Origin of the sequence: Reichenbachiella versicolor (genome assembly GCF_003171675.1) — a bacterium.
Taxonomy (GTDB): domain Bacteria; phylum Bacteroidota; class Bacteroidia; order Cytophagales; family Cyclobacteriaceae; genus Reichenbachiella; species Reichenbachiella versicolor.
Genome location: NZ_QFZQ01000004.1, coordinates 156,847 through 172,135 on the forward strand (window position 1 = coordinate 156,847; position 15,289 = coordinate 172,135).

The 15,289-nt window shown below is 36.2% G+C and carries 10 protein-coding genes; 6 read left to right on the forward strand and 4 right to left on the reverse strand.

Annotation, left to right across the window (positions count from 1 at the left end; genetic code table 11):
* Nucleotides 1-337 precede the first annotated feature (337 nt).
* Nucleotides 338-5,110: a putative Ig domain-containing protein gene (locus tag DKG80_RS10325; RefSeq protein ID WP_109831263.1), complete on the forward strand. Its 4,773-nt coding sequence runs from the start codon at nucleotides 338-340 to the stop codon at nucleotides 5,108-5,110.
* A 149-nt stretch (nucleotides 5,111-5,259) separates the two neighbouring features.
* Here DKG80_RS10325 and DKG80_RS10330 read toward each other — a convergent pair whose 3' ends face one another.
* A complete protein-coding gene (locus DKG80_RS10330) occupies nucleotides 5,260-5,790 on the reverse strand; it encodes a dihydrofolate reductase family protein (protein ID WP_109831264.1) in 531 nt (176 codons plus the stop codon).
* Between the two features lie 413 nt (nucleotides 5,791-6,203).
* On the opposite strand from DKG80_RS10330, the gene DKG80_RS10335 reads away from it, so the two are divergent.
* The 3 genes from DKG80_RS10335 to DKG80_RS10345 all read left to right on the forward strand — a co-directional run bounded on the left by DKG80_RS10335 (nucleotide 6,204) and on the right by DKG80_RS10345 (nucleotide 8,196).
* Nucleotides 6,204-6,605 (forward strand): DUF2141 domain-containing protein, encoded by a 402-nt coding sequence (locus DKG80_RS10335; protein ID WP_109831265.1) that lies wholly within the window; start codon nucleotides 6,204-6,206, stop codon nucleotides 6,603-6,605.
* Between the two features lie 31 nt (nucleotides 6,606-6,636).
* Complete coding sequence (locus tag DKG80_RS10340) at nucleotides 6,637-7,497, forward strand: DUF2911 domain-containing protein (protein WP_109831266.1); 861 nt, start codon at nucleotides 6,637-6,639, stop codon at nucleotides 7,495-7,497.
* A gap of 267 nt (nucleotides 7,498-7,764) precedes the next feature.
* Complete coding sequence (locus DKG80_RS10345; RefSeq protein ID WP_109831267.1) at nucleotides 7,765-8,196, forward strand: hypothetical protein; 432 nt, start codon at nucleotides 7,765-7,767, stop codon at nucleotides 8,194-8,196.
* 136 nt (nucleotides 8,197-8,332) lie between these two features.
* Here DKG80_RS10345 and DKG80_RS10350 read toward each other — a convergent pair whose 3' ends face one another.
* Nucleotides 8,333-9,100, reverse strand: a complete 768-nt coding sequence (locus DKG80_RS10350; protein ID WP_162555810.1) for a universal stress protein — start codon at nucleotides 9,098-9,100, stop codon at nucleotides 8,333-8,335.
* Nucleotides 9,101-9,226: 126 nt separating this feature from the next.
* Here DKG80_RS10350 and DKG80_RS10355 point away from each other — a divergent pair, with 126 nt between their 5' ends.
* Entirely contained in the window at nucleotides 9,227-9,790 is a 564-nt protein-coding gene (locus DKG80_RS10355; protein ID WP_109831269.1) for a hypothetical protein, read from the forward strand.
* 4 nt (nucleotides 9,791-9,794) lie between these two features.
* Here DKG80_RS10355 and DKG80_RS10360 read toward each other — a convergent pair whose 3' ends face one another.
* A complete protein-coding gene (locus tag DKG80_RS10360; RefSeq protein ID WP_109831270.1) occupies nucleotides 9,795-11,204 on the reverse strand; it encodes an aldehyde dehydrogenase family protein in 1,410 nt (469 codons plus the stop codon).
* A 287-nt stretch (nucleotides 11,205-11,491) separates the two neighbouring features.
* Here DKG80_RS10360 and DKG80_RS10365 point away from each other — a divergent pair, with 287 nt between their 5' ends.
* Entirely contained in the window at nucleotides 11,492-12,265 is a 774-nt protein-coding gene (locus DKG80_RS10365) for a hypothetical protein (protein WP_109831271.1), read from the forward strand.
* Here DKG80_RS10365 and DKG80_RS10370 read toward each other — a convergent pair.
* Nucleotides 12,262-15,195, reverse strand: a complete 2,934-nt coding sequence (locus tag DKG80_RS10370; RefSeq protein ID WP_109831272.1) for a DEAD/DEAH box helicase — start codon at nucleotides 15,193-15,195, stop codon at nucleotides 12,262-12,264. The two genes, DKG80_RS10365 and DKG80_RS10370, sit on opposite strands and share 4 nt — an antisense overlap.
* Nucleotides 15,196-15,289 lie beyond the last annotated feature (94 nt).

Consider the following 15,289-nt stretch of genomic DNA (forward strand, 5'->3'; position numbering starts at 1 on the left):
ATACCTAATTAAAAATTTATTGAGGCTGTAGTTCCCCCTAAGCGAATAGAATTATTGAAATACAAAAATATACTATTTGAATAGGAGGGTATTACGTCTCAATTCCTCCATTCTTAAACTAGTTCAATTTTTTTATTCTTCCGATTTAATATTCTTGTTAGTTAAATCAAACTATAGATTGGTTAAGTCCAAATTAGATTTGGTTTGAGATAAAACTTTTTTCCTAGAAAGAAAGGTGAGACATAAATTATTATCTACATGAAAAGACCTAGACTTTCCATTTAGCCATAATTAATGTAAGGTTCTAAAATCCACTAATCCAAAGGTTTATACCGATATGAAAAGACCAATACACTCTATTTATTCAAAATACATTAAATACAAAAGTCGATTGGATCGAGCCATCCAAAGTGGGGACTTTTATCGCTATACAATCAGAAAGAGGCAAATGCTCTTAGATCGTTTGAATAGGCTCAAGAGACAATTAACAGCAGCAGGTCTCGCATGGAAAATTGCTAGTTTGAGTACGATGACCCTGGCAGGCATCTCTACAAGTACTTTCGCTCAGAACAAGGACGGTAGTGAATTTTTAGTTAATACTGAGACTTTAAATAGCCAAGGTAGTCCGTCTGTAGCTATGGATGCTGATGGCGATTTTGTTATTGTTTGGCAAAGTGATGATCAGGATGGAAATGGTAGTGGAGTTTATGCACAACTTTTTGATCAATCAGGAAATGTAAAAGGGATAGAATTTTTAGTTAATACTGAGACATCGGGTAGCCAATGGGTATCCTCAGTAGCCATGGATGACGATGGTAACTTTGTTGTCTCATGGATTGGACCAGATGGCTCCAACAGTGGCGTTTATGCTCGACGCTTCAATGCCAATGGTGTCGCATTAGGAGATGAATTTTTAGTTAATACTGAAACCTCAGACAATCAGTATAGGTCAGCAGTAGCCATGGATGCAGATGGTGATTTCGTGATTACTTGGCAGAGTGCCAATCAGGACGGCGATGATTGGGGAATATATGCTCAACGTTATAATGCATCCGGAGTGGCGCAAGACGGCGAATTTTTGGTCAATACCAAAACCAGTCAGGATCAACGTTCTCCATCGGTTGCGATGGATGCCGATGGAGATTTTGTAGTATCATGGACTACTGGTGATTATAGTACAGGTTTTACTTTTCAGCGCTTTGATGCATCTGGAGTTCCACAGGGTTCTGAAACTTCCGTGATATCATCAATTTATCTTGGTTCTTCTTCAGTGGGTATGGCACCTGATGGGGACTTTGTGATTACCTGGAGGAATGAATATAAATCGGCAGAAGGTATTTATGCCAAGCGCTATAATGCTGATGGTGTCTTACAGGGCGATCAATTTTTGGTGAATACATTTGTTTCGGGCCAGCAAAGTAATCCTTCCATTGCGATGGAAGCTGATGGTGATTTTGTGATCGTCTGGCAGAGCTCTGGTCAGGATGGTTCAGGGCAAGGGGTTTATGGGCAGCGTTTTCGCAAATCAGGAGAATTCAAAGATGAAGAGTTTCAAATTAATACAGAGACCTCCAGTAATCAACAATTTCCAGTGGTAGCAAGTGATGATGCTGGCGGTTTTGTTGTGGCTTGGCAAAGTACCGATCAGGATGGTTCCAATAATGGCGTTTATGCGCAAAAGTATGCTGCACCACCTGCCACTCCTACGGCTCCAGTTTTATCCCCTATTGCAGATCAATCTATTGATCAAGGTTTAAAACTTTATTTAAAGACAGAAGCCGAAGATGTTAATGAAGATGTTGTGACTTACAGTTTGGACGAAGCATCTAAGCAACTGGGTATGGATATTGATCCTGAAACAGGGGAATTTACTTGGTCTAATACTAGCAATCGTGAGGGGAGTTTTGATGTGATTGTAACAGCAAGTGATGGAGCATTAACTCATCAGCAAGAATTTATGATTCAGGTGAATGCGACCGCGTTGAATGGATCAGAGTTTCAGGTCAGTTCTCGTACCTCCCAACCTCAGCAAAACCCAACCATAGCTATAGACAAGGATGGAGAGTTTATGGTGGTTTGGCAAAACGATTTTTTTAGTAGTAGTTCTGTTCGTTTTGATATTAGAGCTCAGAGGTACAATGCTTTCGGTCAACCTAAAGGGGATAATTTTAAAGTTAATACTTACAATACCAATGGACCTAACATGACTAATCCATCTATAGATGTGAGTGCAGATGGTAGTACAGTAGTAGTATGGCAGGATAGCCGTCAAGATGGTTCATCTAGCGGGATATTTGCTCGACGTTATAATTCTGAAGGAGAGGCTAGCGATGCTCAGGAATTTAGAGTCAATACAACTACTTCATTAGATCAATCTGATCCTAGTGTAGGAATGGATACTGATGGTAATTTTGTGATTGCTTGGCAAAGTAGAAATCAAGATGGCTCAGACGATGGTATTTATGCTCAGCGCTATGATGCTTCAGGAACTACCCAAGGAACTGAGTTTTTAGTAAATTCAGAGACATCGGGAAAACAGTCAAACCCTTCTATTGCAGTAGCTGCTGATGGTAGTTTTGTGATTGTTTGGCAAAGCTTTGTTGGGGCAGAAGATATTTATGCTCAGCGCTATGATGCTTCAGGAGTAGTTCAAGGTACAGAATTTAGAGTTAATGGTTTTTTAACTGGTAGACAAGTTAACCCTTCTATTAGTGTAGACTCTGATGGTAATTTTGTTGTTACTTGGCAAAGTGAAGGTCAAGATGGTGATGGTATGGGAGTTTATGCCCAGCGCTATGATTTTAATGGGGTAGCTTTGGGTACAGAATTCAGAGTCAATACCGAAACTTCTAATGACCAAAGCAATCCATCTGTAAGTATGGAAGCAGATGGTAGTTTTGTGATTGTCTGGGATACTTTTGATCAAGATGGTTCGCTTTTGGGGATTTATGGCCAGAAATACAACGATTCAGGCGTAGCACAGGAGAGTGAATTTCGTGTAAATGTAGAGCCAATAGGTAATCAATCAAGACCTACAGTAAGTATGAGGACAAGTAATGATTTTGTTGTTGCTTGGCAAAATGATGTAGAGATTGAAGATGAATCACATTTCGGTGTTTTGGCAAGACGTTTTCTTGATCCTATGGCTCCAATATTTGAACCCATCGAGGGGTTGGGAGTATCAGAAGGGCTTACATTATTATATCAAGTAATAGCTAAAGATATTAATCTAGATCTACTGACTTTTAGTCTGAATCAGGAGGCCAAAGCTTTAGGAATGGAAATTGATCCTTCCAGTGGTTTATTGACCTGGAAGACAAAATTAGGTCAGACAGGTAGATACGATGGAGTGGTGCAGGTCAGCGATGGTAAGTTTACTATTGATCAACCTTTTACTGTAGTCGTAGAAAAATCTTTAAGGATAGGCGGTGAGTTCCAAGTCAATACTACAACTGAATTAACAGAGGAGAAGCCATTTGTGTCAATGAGCCCTAATGGCAGTTTTGTTGTTGTTTGGTCGAAACAAGGAGGGGCTAGAAATGTGGACGGTATTTATGCACAGATATATAATTCCCTCGGAAATAAGCAGGGTCCTGAATTAATAGTCCAACTTTTGAAAGATCAGGATGCTCAATATTTAGATTCTCCTGTAGTAGCAATAGATGCAGATGGTAATTTCATAGTGGTATGGAAAAGTCACATAGATATTGGCGATGTTGATAATATTATGGCTCAACAATACAATGCTTCAGGTGAATTACAAGGTGATGCAATGACTATTAGTAGCTCAGGAACCAATTCGCTTAGTAATCCATTCATTGATATGAATGCAGGTGGAGACTTTGTAATCTTATGGCAAGATCGAGGGAAAGATGGCAATAGAGAAGGAGTTTATGCGCGCCGATATAATTCATCGGCTATAGCACAAGGGGATGAGTTTTTGGTGAACACAAATAAAACCGATGACAATCAGGCCAATGCTTCTATAGCCATGAATGATGATGGTGAATTTGTCATCTCTTGGTATGATGATCCAGGAGATGGTGCTGATGTTTATGTTCAGAGATATGATGCTAAAGGAGTAGCTAAGGGGTTACCTATTTATGTCAATGATGGAAGTGATGAGATTTTTCTTACAGGAGAGTATACCTCAGCTGGAATAGATCAAGATGGTAATTTTGTTGTCGTTTGGGATAGAGGAGATTATAATAAAGGTGATATTTTGGCACAGCGCTATAATTCAGAAGGAGCTGCTATTGGAAATCTGATAAAGGTAGTAGAGGGGATCGATTTTATGAAAAAGCCTCAAGTAAGAATGAATGCTACAGGTGAATTTGTGATTACTTGGTCAAATATTGATGCGAATACTGATCAGGAAGACATTTTCGGTAGACTATACAACAAGTCAGGAGAAGCTGAAACGTTTATTTTTCAGGTCAATACTGAAACTACAGATGATCAAAAACACCCATCGGTAGATATTCATGATAGTGGTGACTTTGTCATTACTTGGCAAAGTAAAAATCAAGATGGTTTTGATCAAGGTATTTATGCACAGCGATTTAGTGAATCTAAAGCACCCGTACTACAAACAATCAGTAATCAAACGATTACTGAAGAGTCAACTTTATTATTTACTATAAAAGCGACGGATGAAGATAGTGATGTACTGACATTTAGTTTAGATAGTGAGTCAACAGCATTGGGAATGACTGTAAATGCTAGTACAGGTGAGTTCAAATGGACACCTAACAATACGCAGTCAGGTAGTTATAATGTCAAAGTCACTGTAGATGATGGTAGATTGTCTGATAGTCAAGTTTTCAAAATAGTTGTTTCAGATAATATGCCAACAGGTTTGTCAAACGATGTAAAAGGAAGTATGAAACTGTTTCCAAACCCTGTTAGAAGTGAATTGACTATATCTTTAGAAGAAGAGGGATTTACACAATATGAGATGATTGATTTGACTAATAAAATTGTAAAATCAGGTAGCATTAAAGGTAGAACTCAAATTATTTCAACAATAGAACTACCATTGGGAGTATATGTCTTAAAAGTTTCAGGTGAAGAGCGTATAAAGTCTAAGCGATTTATCAAGATTGATTAAAACAATATTGTTCTAGTTGACATTCTTTAAAATGAGGTCGGAGTTTTCTTCTGACCTCAATTTTTACTGGAATGTAATAGACGATATAATTAGATCAGGTTAAAATCTGGGTTGATTTCTAAATGTTAGTTTTAAATTATATAATCTGTTTATACGACGTCATAAACGGCTTCCATGGCACCCGATTGAAATGTGCGATTTGATATCAACTTTAGAGGTACATTTTTGAGGTTGTATTCAAAAATATCGTGACCATTTTCTAAAATGTAAGGCATGTAATAGAGATAGATCTGGTCAATGAGTTTATTGGCCAACAACAAGGTATTTATCTGTCCTCCTCCAATTAGCCAAATATCCTTACCATTTTGTTGTTTCAGTGATTTAATGAAATCTATGTGATTACTAGTTACAAATTCCACATGTTCAAATGGCTCAGGATTTTGATTTCTGGTGATTACATAGTTTTTCATACCCCGATATGGATACGCTACATCAAATCCTAAAATTTGCTGATGCGTAACCATTCCCATAATGGTTGAATCACAACTTTCAACAAATTCAGTATACCCATAATCTTCATTATCAGGATTGGGAATATTTTCTAACCAATCGACATCACCGTTTTTTTTAGCAATTTTACCATTAATACTGATAGCTATATACAGTTTAATTTTTTTCATATAGGGTACATAAGACAAACAAAAGCCAAAAGGTACTGCCTATTTGCTTATCGACATTGTTAATTTTCTTACATGAATACTAAACTGACTAAAGACATACTTTTAGGTCTTTTTTAGATTGGTTTTAATTGTTATTGAACATTTAGTTTAGTTAATATGGTGTAATGCATAGGTTAGTCGAAGTTATATAAAGACATCTAGATCTGCGTTCTACAAAAACAGAGCTGTTCTATATATAGATTTTCAGGGGGCTGATCAATTAATTGAAAAGGCATGTTTTTTTGATATGTCTTAACTGTTGAATCCTATATTTGTGTTCTCATTAAACTGTAGGTTTTATATCAAGGACTTTTTCAGAACCTACTCTCTTTTTTATTGCAGGAGAGGTATAAAGCTCACTTTAACTATTTGTTTTGAAAAAACACTTTTTTCTTGTTGCGATCTTTGTGATTCCACTTACCACTTTGGGATATGAACTGAAGGTGGTAATCAATAATGTAAAAAGCGATCAAGGAAATATATGGATAGAGCTCTTAGATGTAAATAAAGATTCTTTTAAAGATACCAAAATTCGAGCTCAAGAAGGAGTCTCCATTATGTCCTTCAAGGGTCTTCCCGAGGGTAAATACGCAGTTCGTTTATTTCACGATGAAAACGTGAATGACGAATTGGATACAAATTTCATTGGTATACCAAAAGAGGGGTATGGCTTTTCAAATGATGCTCATGGTCGATTTGGACCATATGATTTTAAAAAATGGTTGATAGAAGTGAAAAAGGATGAAACCATTCAAGTCAATTTGGAGTATCTATAGATCGTATTAAATAACTCAAACATTATTTTTCATGAAAAATTACTTCAGAGCGTTAGCTGTAGTGGCTTTTGCACTTATTTCTCAAATTTCGTATGCGCAAATTGAGACACCTCTTCCTAGCCCAAAAGGAACGGTTTCGACTAAAGTTGGTTTGACTGATGTGTCAATAGAATATTTCAGACCTCAAGTAAAAGGACGTAAAATCTTCGGAGAGCTAGTAGCATTCGATGAGGTTTGGCGTACAGGTGCTAATGGAGGTACAAAAGTGACATTTGGCGATGATGTTAAGGTAGGAGGAAAAAGTCTTGCTGCGGGCACTTACCAGCTATTGTCTATTCCATCAAAGACTGAGTGGACTGTGATTTTCTATACAGACACTAAGATAGGAGGGAATATGAGTAAATACAGTAAAGAAAAAGATGCTGTTAGATTGATGATTAAGCCTTCTAAAATAAAGCCTACGGTTCAGATGCTGACTTTTAATATATCTGATCTAAGTGAGAACAGCGAAATGGCTGCTATTGAATTGACTTGGGAGAATACATCAGTTAAGATTCCTGTCACTGTTTCATATGATGATAAGGTTATGGCTTCTATTAAAGAAAATATAGGTAAAGAGCCTGGAAGCTATGCTGTTGCGGCAAGATATTATTTAGACAAAGGTAAGGATATGGACCAAGCTCTAGAGTGGATCAATACTTATCTATCGACAGGAGAAAATAGTAAGCAATTTTGGCAAGTATATGTTAAGGCAAAAATTTTAGCGGCAAAAGGAGATAAAGAAGAAGCCATTAAAGTAGCGAAAGAATCTAAGAAACTAGCTTCAGAAAGTAAAGCAGGTGACTTTGGATACATCAAAAGAAACGAAGATTTGATTGCTTCTTTGAAGTAAGATATCTTCCATAATAATTAAAAAGCTACTCTTTGAATCATCAAAGAGTAGCTTTTTTGTTTAAGGTTATTCCTGTTTTAGCGTTACCAAGTTCGATTTTTTTATAGTGCAGAGAAGAAATGGAGATTCTGGTTTTTTAAAAGGCTGATTTAGCTCAAATAGTAATTTCAGTTCGATTTTTTGTATGAGAAATAATGAAACTGATAAATAATTCTGCCACAAGGAACCTTTTTAGTCAAATTAGGTTTTTAATACCAAATCAAGATTATGAATAAGCAAAAAGGTAATGAACAGCCAAATATGCTGAAATGGGCAGTTAAGTTTGCAGCATCAGCAGGTATAGCAGGAATACTATGTTGTGTAGCTCCAGCAGTGTTATTTATGTTCGGTTTGATGGGTGGGGTGTATGCCATTTCGTTTGCAGATTTTTTCTATAATGAAGACGGTTCTGTAGGGGTAGGTTCTTGGGTGCTGAGAGGAGTAGCTGTAGCCATAGGTATATATGGTGTGTATGCCTACAGAAAGAAGCAAAACCAGTGTTCCGTAGATCCGGATAGAAAGGTTCTGAACTTAGTGCTTCTTACTCTAACGATCGTTGCTCTTAGTGTAGGCATCTTTTTATCATTAGAAAAATGGTCGTCTTGGTATTTTGATAAGTACATCGTTCCAGCTCAGCAAGAAGAGCTGTTTGGAGAGTAATTTTAAGAATACCCTAAAAACAAAGAAGGGGAAACCTATCGCGAGGTTCCCCCTAAAAATTACCCAATCTAGTCTTTCGCTCTATCTGACTGAAAGTGTAGGGCAGCACTTCAGTCCCGCTTTTCATTCTAATTTCTTAATCAATTACAAGTAATGGTACACTACTATGAGCTGCCAAAAGTCTCGTAAGTCTGCCCTCAGATCGTTCTATGTTTTTAGCATGATGTTTTGGCATTATGGCTAGCATATCGATGTTTTGGTCTTTAATGTACTCTTCTATTCCTTTTTCAATATCAGAGTTTTTTGGCACAGCCATTTTATAATCTATATTGTCTAAGTAGTACTCAAGTGATCTATGAGTTTCTCCTAGAGTTATTTTGTCCTGATCCTTTCTGTCTACCGTAACCACATGAACTGTAGATTTATACCACTTCGCTAAATCGTGAAAAAGTCCTAAGTCGGATGCATCATCTAACTCTTTATTATCTACTGCAAGAGCAATATTTTTCATCATGAATGCATCTGTACCTGCAGGAATTAAAAGTACCGGACAATCTGCTCTTCTTAGTAGTTGTGCGGTTTTAGAATTAATCGTTTCATCAACAGATCCTGCAGTACCAAAAACAATCAAATTAATTCCAAACTCATCATTCACTTCTATTAACGTTTCTACTAACTCTCCCGATTTTACTATGGATTGACAAGTAATTCCGTTACTATCGAAAATTTCTGACTTAAGTTTATTTAAATCTTCTAATGAAGAATTTGATTTCTCATCTTGAACATGGATCAATAAAAACTCTATTTTTTTATCCATTTTAGACATTTCCGCTGCATATCTAGCTGCAGCATTAGAACTTTCTGAGAAATCAATGGGGACAAGGACCTTCCTTACAGTGTTCATATTCTTGCTAATTTTGATTGGGAAAAATTTATGATTCAAATATCTTGTCATTGCTACGGAACTAAACTGACTGCCGTCATGTAATAGTATGAGCTTAGACATTCACTTAAATATAATCAGATATAAATGGAACCATTTGAATACGTAATTGCATTTACATCAATCATATTAGGTCTTGGAGTAGCACAAATTCTTACAGGAGTATCTGATATTGTAGCTGACTGGGACAATGTGAAATTTAGTATTCCACATTCGCTATACATTTTAGTTGTTTTCCTAATACATATTCAAGATTGGTGGTGGACTTATTCTATGCAGGAAATTGTTAGAGAATGGACAATTTTGAAAGTACTTAGTGTTTTAATATTCCCAATAATACTATATCTACAAGCTCGAATGTTGTTTCCGACAGGTAGCCGTCAGGAAGAGACAGATCTTAGATTTTACTTTAGAGATAGATGGAAGTGGATGTACGGCTTGGGATTGGCCAGTGTAATTTCTAGTGCTTGGAATAATTTCGCTATATCAAATGTTGATTTACATCTGCATATACCTCATGTTATGTATGCCTCGGCATACATTATCTTTTTTGTGAGTGATGTTAAAAAGGAAAAGTATCACACCATTTTTATCGTTCTTCAGCTTATATTTTTATCAGGTGCTATAGTTGGAGCTCCATCTTTAAAATAGTTTATCATAAATAATTGATGGCAAATTCGATAAACTTCTCTTTCCAATGTGTAAATGGTGGATAAAAAGGGAAGGCATTAGTTAGCCCTATGCGCTGCTTGAGTACCGACTTTTGATTACTGAAATCTAAGAATCCATAATAACCATGTGATTTACCTATACCACTGTTATTTACTCCTCCAAAAGGTAAGTTATGCTGTGAATACTGCAATACTACATCATTCATTACCAATGATCCGGAAGATGTTTCTTGACTTATTTTGTTTTGAGTGTTTTTGTTTTGACTGAAAAGATAAAGAGACAGAGGCTTAGGGTTCATATTGATGTGATTTATTACTTCGGATATTTCGTTGTAAGATTTTATTGGAAGAACAGGACCAAAAATTTCCTTTGTCCATACTTCAGAGGATTCTTTTACATTGGATAATAATGTAGGAGCAATGTAGTTGTCGTTCACCTGGTAGTCTCCCCCAAACTCAACTTTAGCACCATCTTTTTTAGCTTGTTCCAGCATGTCTATAATTCTAGACGTGTGCTTTTCATGAATAAGTCGAGAATAATTCTGGGTTTTATTGAACCCTTCATTCTTGTGGTCAAAAAGGATTTGAACTTGATGTTTTAAAGCATCTATTAATACATTTTCTTTGCTTTCATGCACAAAAATATAATCTGGAGATAGGCATGTTTGACTACAATTAACGAATCTTCCCCAAACAATCTTTCTAGCTGAATCTTCAATGTTGGCACTATCATCAACGATGACGGGAGATTTACCTCCTAGTTCCAGAGTAACTGAAGTTAAGTGTTTAGCAGCGGCAGTCATTACAACTTTACCTATTTCAGTACTTCCTGTAAAGAATATATGGTTAAAGGGAAGTTGGAGTAATTCTTGAGTCTCTTCAACAGCTCCTTGCACTACTGCTACATCTGAATACTCGAATAACTCTTCAATCAGGTTTTGAATGACCATTGAGGTAGCTGGAGAATGTTCACTAGGTTTTATGATGATGGTGTTGCCAGCCGCGATAGCTGTTATCAATGGAATCATTACAAGGTTGAATGGGAAGTTCCATGGTGCTATTATTAAACATACTCCTTTAGGTTCTGGTAGTATATAAGATTGGGTACCTATAAATGAAAGCCCTGAAGGAACAGCTTTAGGTTTTGCCCATTTTCTGAGGTTTTTAATAGTGTTATTGATTTCTGAAGTTACTGGAAAGACTTCGAATATGTCAGTATCCTGTTTTGATCTTCTTAGATCAGAAAATAGTGCTTCATGGATAAGAGTTCTATTGTTTAATATCCATTTTTTTATGCTTATTATTTTATCCAATCTATGTTGAATACTCTTAGAGCGCATTTCAAGGGCTCTGCCGAGTTGCGCTTTAAAGATTTGTTGGATTGAGGTTTCCATGTATCGCTAAAATCATTGTTGGTATCACAATATAATCATTCAATAAAAATTCAAAGTTTGAAGGTCATTTTGGCATTCACTTATTGTGATTAAAATCTGATTCTAAATAATTAACATTAAGTTAATATGAGCGTAGTTTATGTTAACAAGGTTATTTAATCGTTAAGTAAGGGATTTACTTAAAGTATCAATTAAGTGGGTTTAGGTAGATAAAGGTGTTGCAATTTATTACTATTGCAATTATATTAGTTAACATAAAATTAACATTAAGAAAATAAATTAGAAATATGATCAAGTCGATCTTCAACATATGGCTCATAATGGCAATGGTAGTATTTACTATCACTAGTGTTGTGGCAAGTGGAGGAGATAGTTTTGAAAGGTTTTTTGAACGAAACTTAAAACAGTCCCGTCCAGAAATCTTTACTACAGCCAGTACAGATTTTGCTGAATTAATAGAAAAGCTTGAGGAGAAGAGGTTGAAAGTGAAGTCTGATGAATCTTTCCTAAAGTATGTGTTTTATGCAGTTCATAGAAAGTATCTCGGAGAATATAAGCAGTACGTGGCACTTGGGGAGATTTTTGACAAGAGGCGACAGTATGATTGTGTCACAGGTACTGCTCTGTATGCTTTAGTTTTAGATCATTTCGGGTTTTTGTATGAGATAAGAGAAACAGACTACCATGTGTATTTACTAGCATATGCCGAGGGTAAAAAATATATGCTAGAAAGTACTGATGCTCTGTATGGTATCACTAAAGATCAAGAAGAAATTCAAGCTCGTCGAAAGATGATTATGGATGATGCGAAAAAAATCAATGCAGAATTAGCTATGTCTGGTGTAGGGTCGGACGAACAGTACATCTCTGAGCTTATTGATAATAAAGTGACACTAAAAGAGCTCTCAGGTCTACATTATTACAATTTAGCATTGGCTGAGCTGAACAATCAAAATTTCTCTCAGGCTTTTACATTAGTGACAAAGGCTTATCACTTGTATCCATCTGAGAGAATAAAACAAACAGCTTCATTAGTTTTTGCACTTGCCTTTGAGGACTAGTCTAATAAGCCAACTAAATCCTCTTTTGACAAAGACTTAACAAAGCTTTCTTCAGTCGTGATCAGATCAGAAGCTAGTTTTTGTTTACTCTGTTGAAGTTTCATAATCTTTTCCTCTACGGAGTTCTTAGTAATGAATCTGTAAGTGAAGACTTTGTTTTTCTGCCCGATACGATGTGCTCGATCAATGGCTTGTGCTTCGATAGCAGGGTTCCACCAAGGATCTAATAAAAAGACATACTCAGCTTGAGTTAAGTTAAGCCCTAGTCCTCCTGCCTTGAGAGAGATCAAGAATACCTTGATCTCTTCTTTTTCTTGGAACTCTCTTACAGCTGCTTCTCTATCTTTAGTACTGCCGTCCAAATACGCAAACTTTATTCCTTGCTCATTTAAGTATTTGCTTACTATTCCAAGGTGTTTTACAAATTGTGAGAAAACTAGTACTTTATGCTCTTTATTCACCGCATTATTAATCATAAAGCTAATGTCCTCCAGCTTTCCAGAATCACCATTATAACTTTCATCCGCCAATTGAGGATGATTCGCGATTTGCCTAAGTTTAGTTAAGCCTTGAAGAATCATGAATTGAGATTTGCCAAGACTTCCACCTCCATCGATTTCTTCCATGATTCTATCACGATAAGCTGATTTTACTTTATCGTAAGCTTCTTCTTGAGCATCTGACATAGTACAATAACGCACATTTTCCACTTTTTCAGGAAGGTCTGTAGCTACTTGGGACTTGTGTCTTCGTAATAAGAAAGGTTTTATGATTGTGTACAGCTTTTTGGTTTGCCCTTCATCATTTTTCTTTTCTATTGGAAGCTGAAAATGCTTCTTGAAATAACTTTTAGCTCCTAAAAGTCCAGGGTTAACAAAGCTCATTTGAGTCCAGAGATCCAGCGTAGTATTTTCGATTGGAGTACCTGTTAATATGAGTTTGTTTGTAGAGTTAAGATCATTTACACATTTTGAGATGTTAGACTCAGGATTTTTAATGACTTGAGATTCATCTAAAATGATATAATTAAAATGGAACTGAGCTAAGTAGTCAATATCCTGTCTTATTATTCCATAGGAAGTGATGATTATATCATAGTTGCTGAATTGCGTAATGTCTTTATTTCTTTTAACTCCTGTGTAATTGTGGATTTTGAGGTTAGGAGTAAATTTCTCCGCTTCCTTTTCCCAGTTGTAGATCAAAGAAGTAGGCATTATCAATAAACTTGTACCAGCATTTTCTTCATCATGGGTGGATTGTAATAGTGCAAGAGTTTGTACGGTCTTACCAAGTCCCATATCATCTGCTAAGCATCCGCCAAGTCTATAAGAGTGTAAAAACTTCATCCAGTTAAAACCTGCTTTCTGATATGCTCTAAGTTCACCCTTGAATGCTGGTGAAATAGGGAAGTCTTCGATTTCTTCAAATTCGCTAAGTCTTGCCAATTTAGCTCCCAATTCAAGCTTTGCCAGATTTGACTCTTGAAGCTCTTTAACAAGAGATATATGGTGCTTCTGAAGTTTGATTTGCTCTTCATCTCCTTCATCAGAAAATGCCATTAACTCTGAGTATTGAGTAAACCAGGCATCAGGAATGACGGCTATTTCTCCATTTGGTAACTCTATCTCTTTTTTATTCTTAAGAATGTAGTTTCGAATTAGTTTAAAAGGGATTTCAAAATCTCCAAACTTCACAATAGCGTGAATATCAAACCAATCAATATTTTCTCTTATTTCTAGATTTAACTCAGATGTCCCTAAGAAGTACTTTTTCTCTCCTGATCCGTTTTGTTGCAGTTCTATCCCAGCACCTTTAAGAAACCCTTGATTCAATCGCATCCATTCAAACGCCTCACCCATTGGTACTGTTACTTGAGTAGGGCGAAGTCCTAACCCACTTTCTTTTAGTAAGTGAAGCGTTTTTTCTTCTTTTTCAAGATCTCTTGTAATTCTACGAAAAGTGTAATGATCACCATCTTGATCTACATGAACACTTACTCCTTTGCTTTTATCACCATTAAAGGTGTGTTCTCCGTATTGAAATTTTAGCTCAAATAGAATTTTACTGTCTTCTTGTTCGGCTACCGCTGTGACATTGTCCTCTCCAAATAGTGATAACGATTGATTGGATGCTAATTCTGAAAAGTATAGAACTGGTGAAACAATCATTTTCTCTGTAGTGATATCAAACCCTTTGGCATATACGTCGAAGCTAGCTACTAACGGTGCTACGAACTTACGATAGTAGTTGTCTTCGATATTCTTAGGAATTGCAATGAATTTCTTGTTGAGAAATGGTTTGAGTTTATTGGCATCTACTTTTTTAGCAAAGCTGTATAGCTTCCTTTCGATCACTAAATACGCTGGGGAATTGCACAATATATACGCACCTTTGTTTAGAAACTCTACTTTCTGATCATCGTATTTGATGGTAGGGAAGTAATGCGTATTATCTTCGTTTTTTCTGAAATGAAAAAGTACGGTTGCCTTTTCATTGAGGACTTCAATTTCTTTCCAAGCAGGTTCTCCATCATTCCCCATTTCGAATAGACGTTTTCCATGTAAAAGGGGCATAATGATCTCTCGCCTGCGTTCTACATATTCACGCATTTGTTTTTGGATACGCTCATCGCCAGTTTTCTTATCAAAAATTTTGAGGAAGTAGTCGTCAGGTTTTACCTTTTTCTTTTCAAATTTCTTTACTACTACATCTGGCTGCATGGAGTCCATAGTCTTGATAAGCTCGTAGTCCTTTTCATCCAATCCAGATGAGAATTCTTCCGCATTGGCAGAAGAAATGTTTTGATGAGAGAAGGTTAGATTCCCTTGCTCATTCAACTGTATAACAAAAGACTCGAATAAATACCCTAGGTAAGGATGTTCGAACAAGGTGTAAATCAGTTGGAAAGGAATGTTAGGAGATACCTTCATGTAAACTCAATCAAAAAATGAAAAATGTAAAAAATTGCTATCCAATAAATCTTGCAAGTTATGGTATCATGATCTTATTGCGAAGATTAAAGAC

Excerpts from the sequence above, each read along its gene's own strand:
- DKG80_RS10325 (WP_109831263.1), top strand. The coding sequence starts at position 338 with ATGAAAAGACCAATACACTCTATTTATTCAAAATACATTAAATACAAA.
- DKG80_RS10330 (WP_109831264.1), bottom strand. The coding sequence starts at position 5,790 with ATGAAAAAAATTAAACTGTATATAGCTATCAGTATTAATGGTAAAATT.
- DKG80_RS10340 (WP_109831266.1), top strand. The coding sequence starts at position 6,637 with ATGAAAAATTACTTCAGAGCGTTAGCTGTAGTGGCTTTTGCACTTATT.
- DKG80_RS10345 (WP_109831267.1), top strand. The coding sequence starts at position 7,765 with ATGAATAAGCAAAAAGGTAATGAACAGCCAAATATGCTGAAATGGGCA.
- DKG80_RS10350 (WP_162555810.1), bottom strand. The coding sequence starts at position 9,100 with ATGAACACTGTAAGGAAGGTCCTTGTCCCCATTGATTTCTCAGAAAGT.
- DKG80_RS10355 (WP_109831269.1), top strand. The coding sequence starts at position 9,227 with ATGGAACCATTTGAATACGTAATTGCATTTACATCAATCATATTAGGT.
- DKG80_RS10360 (WP_109831270.1), bottom strand. The coding sequence starts at position 11,204 with ATGGAAACCTCAATCCAACAAATCTTTAAAGCGCAACTCGGCAGAGCC.
- DKG80_RS10365 (WP_109831271.1), top strand. The coding sequence starts at position 11,492 with ATGATCAAGTCGATCTTCAACATATGGCTCATAATGGCAATGGTAGTA.
- DKG80_RS10370 (WP_109831272.1), bottom strand. The coding sequence starts at position 15,195 with ATGAAGGTATCTCCTAACATTCCTTTCCAACTGATTTACACCTTGTTC.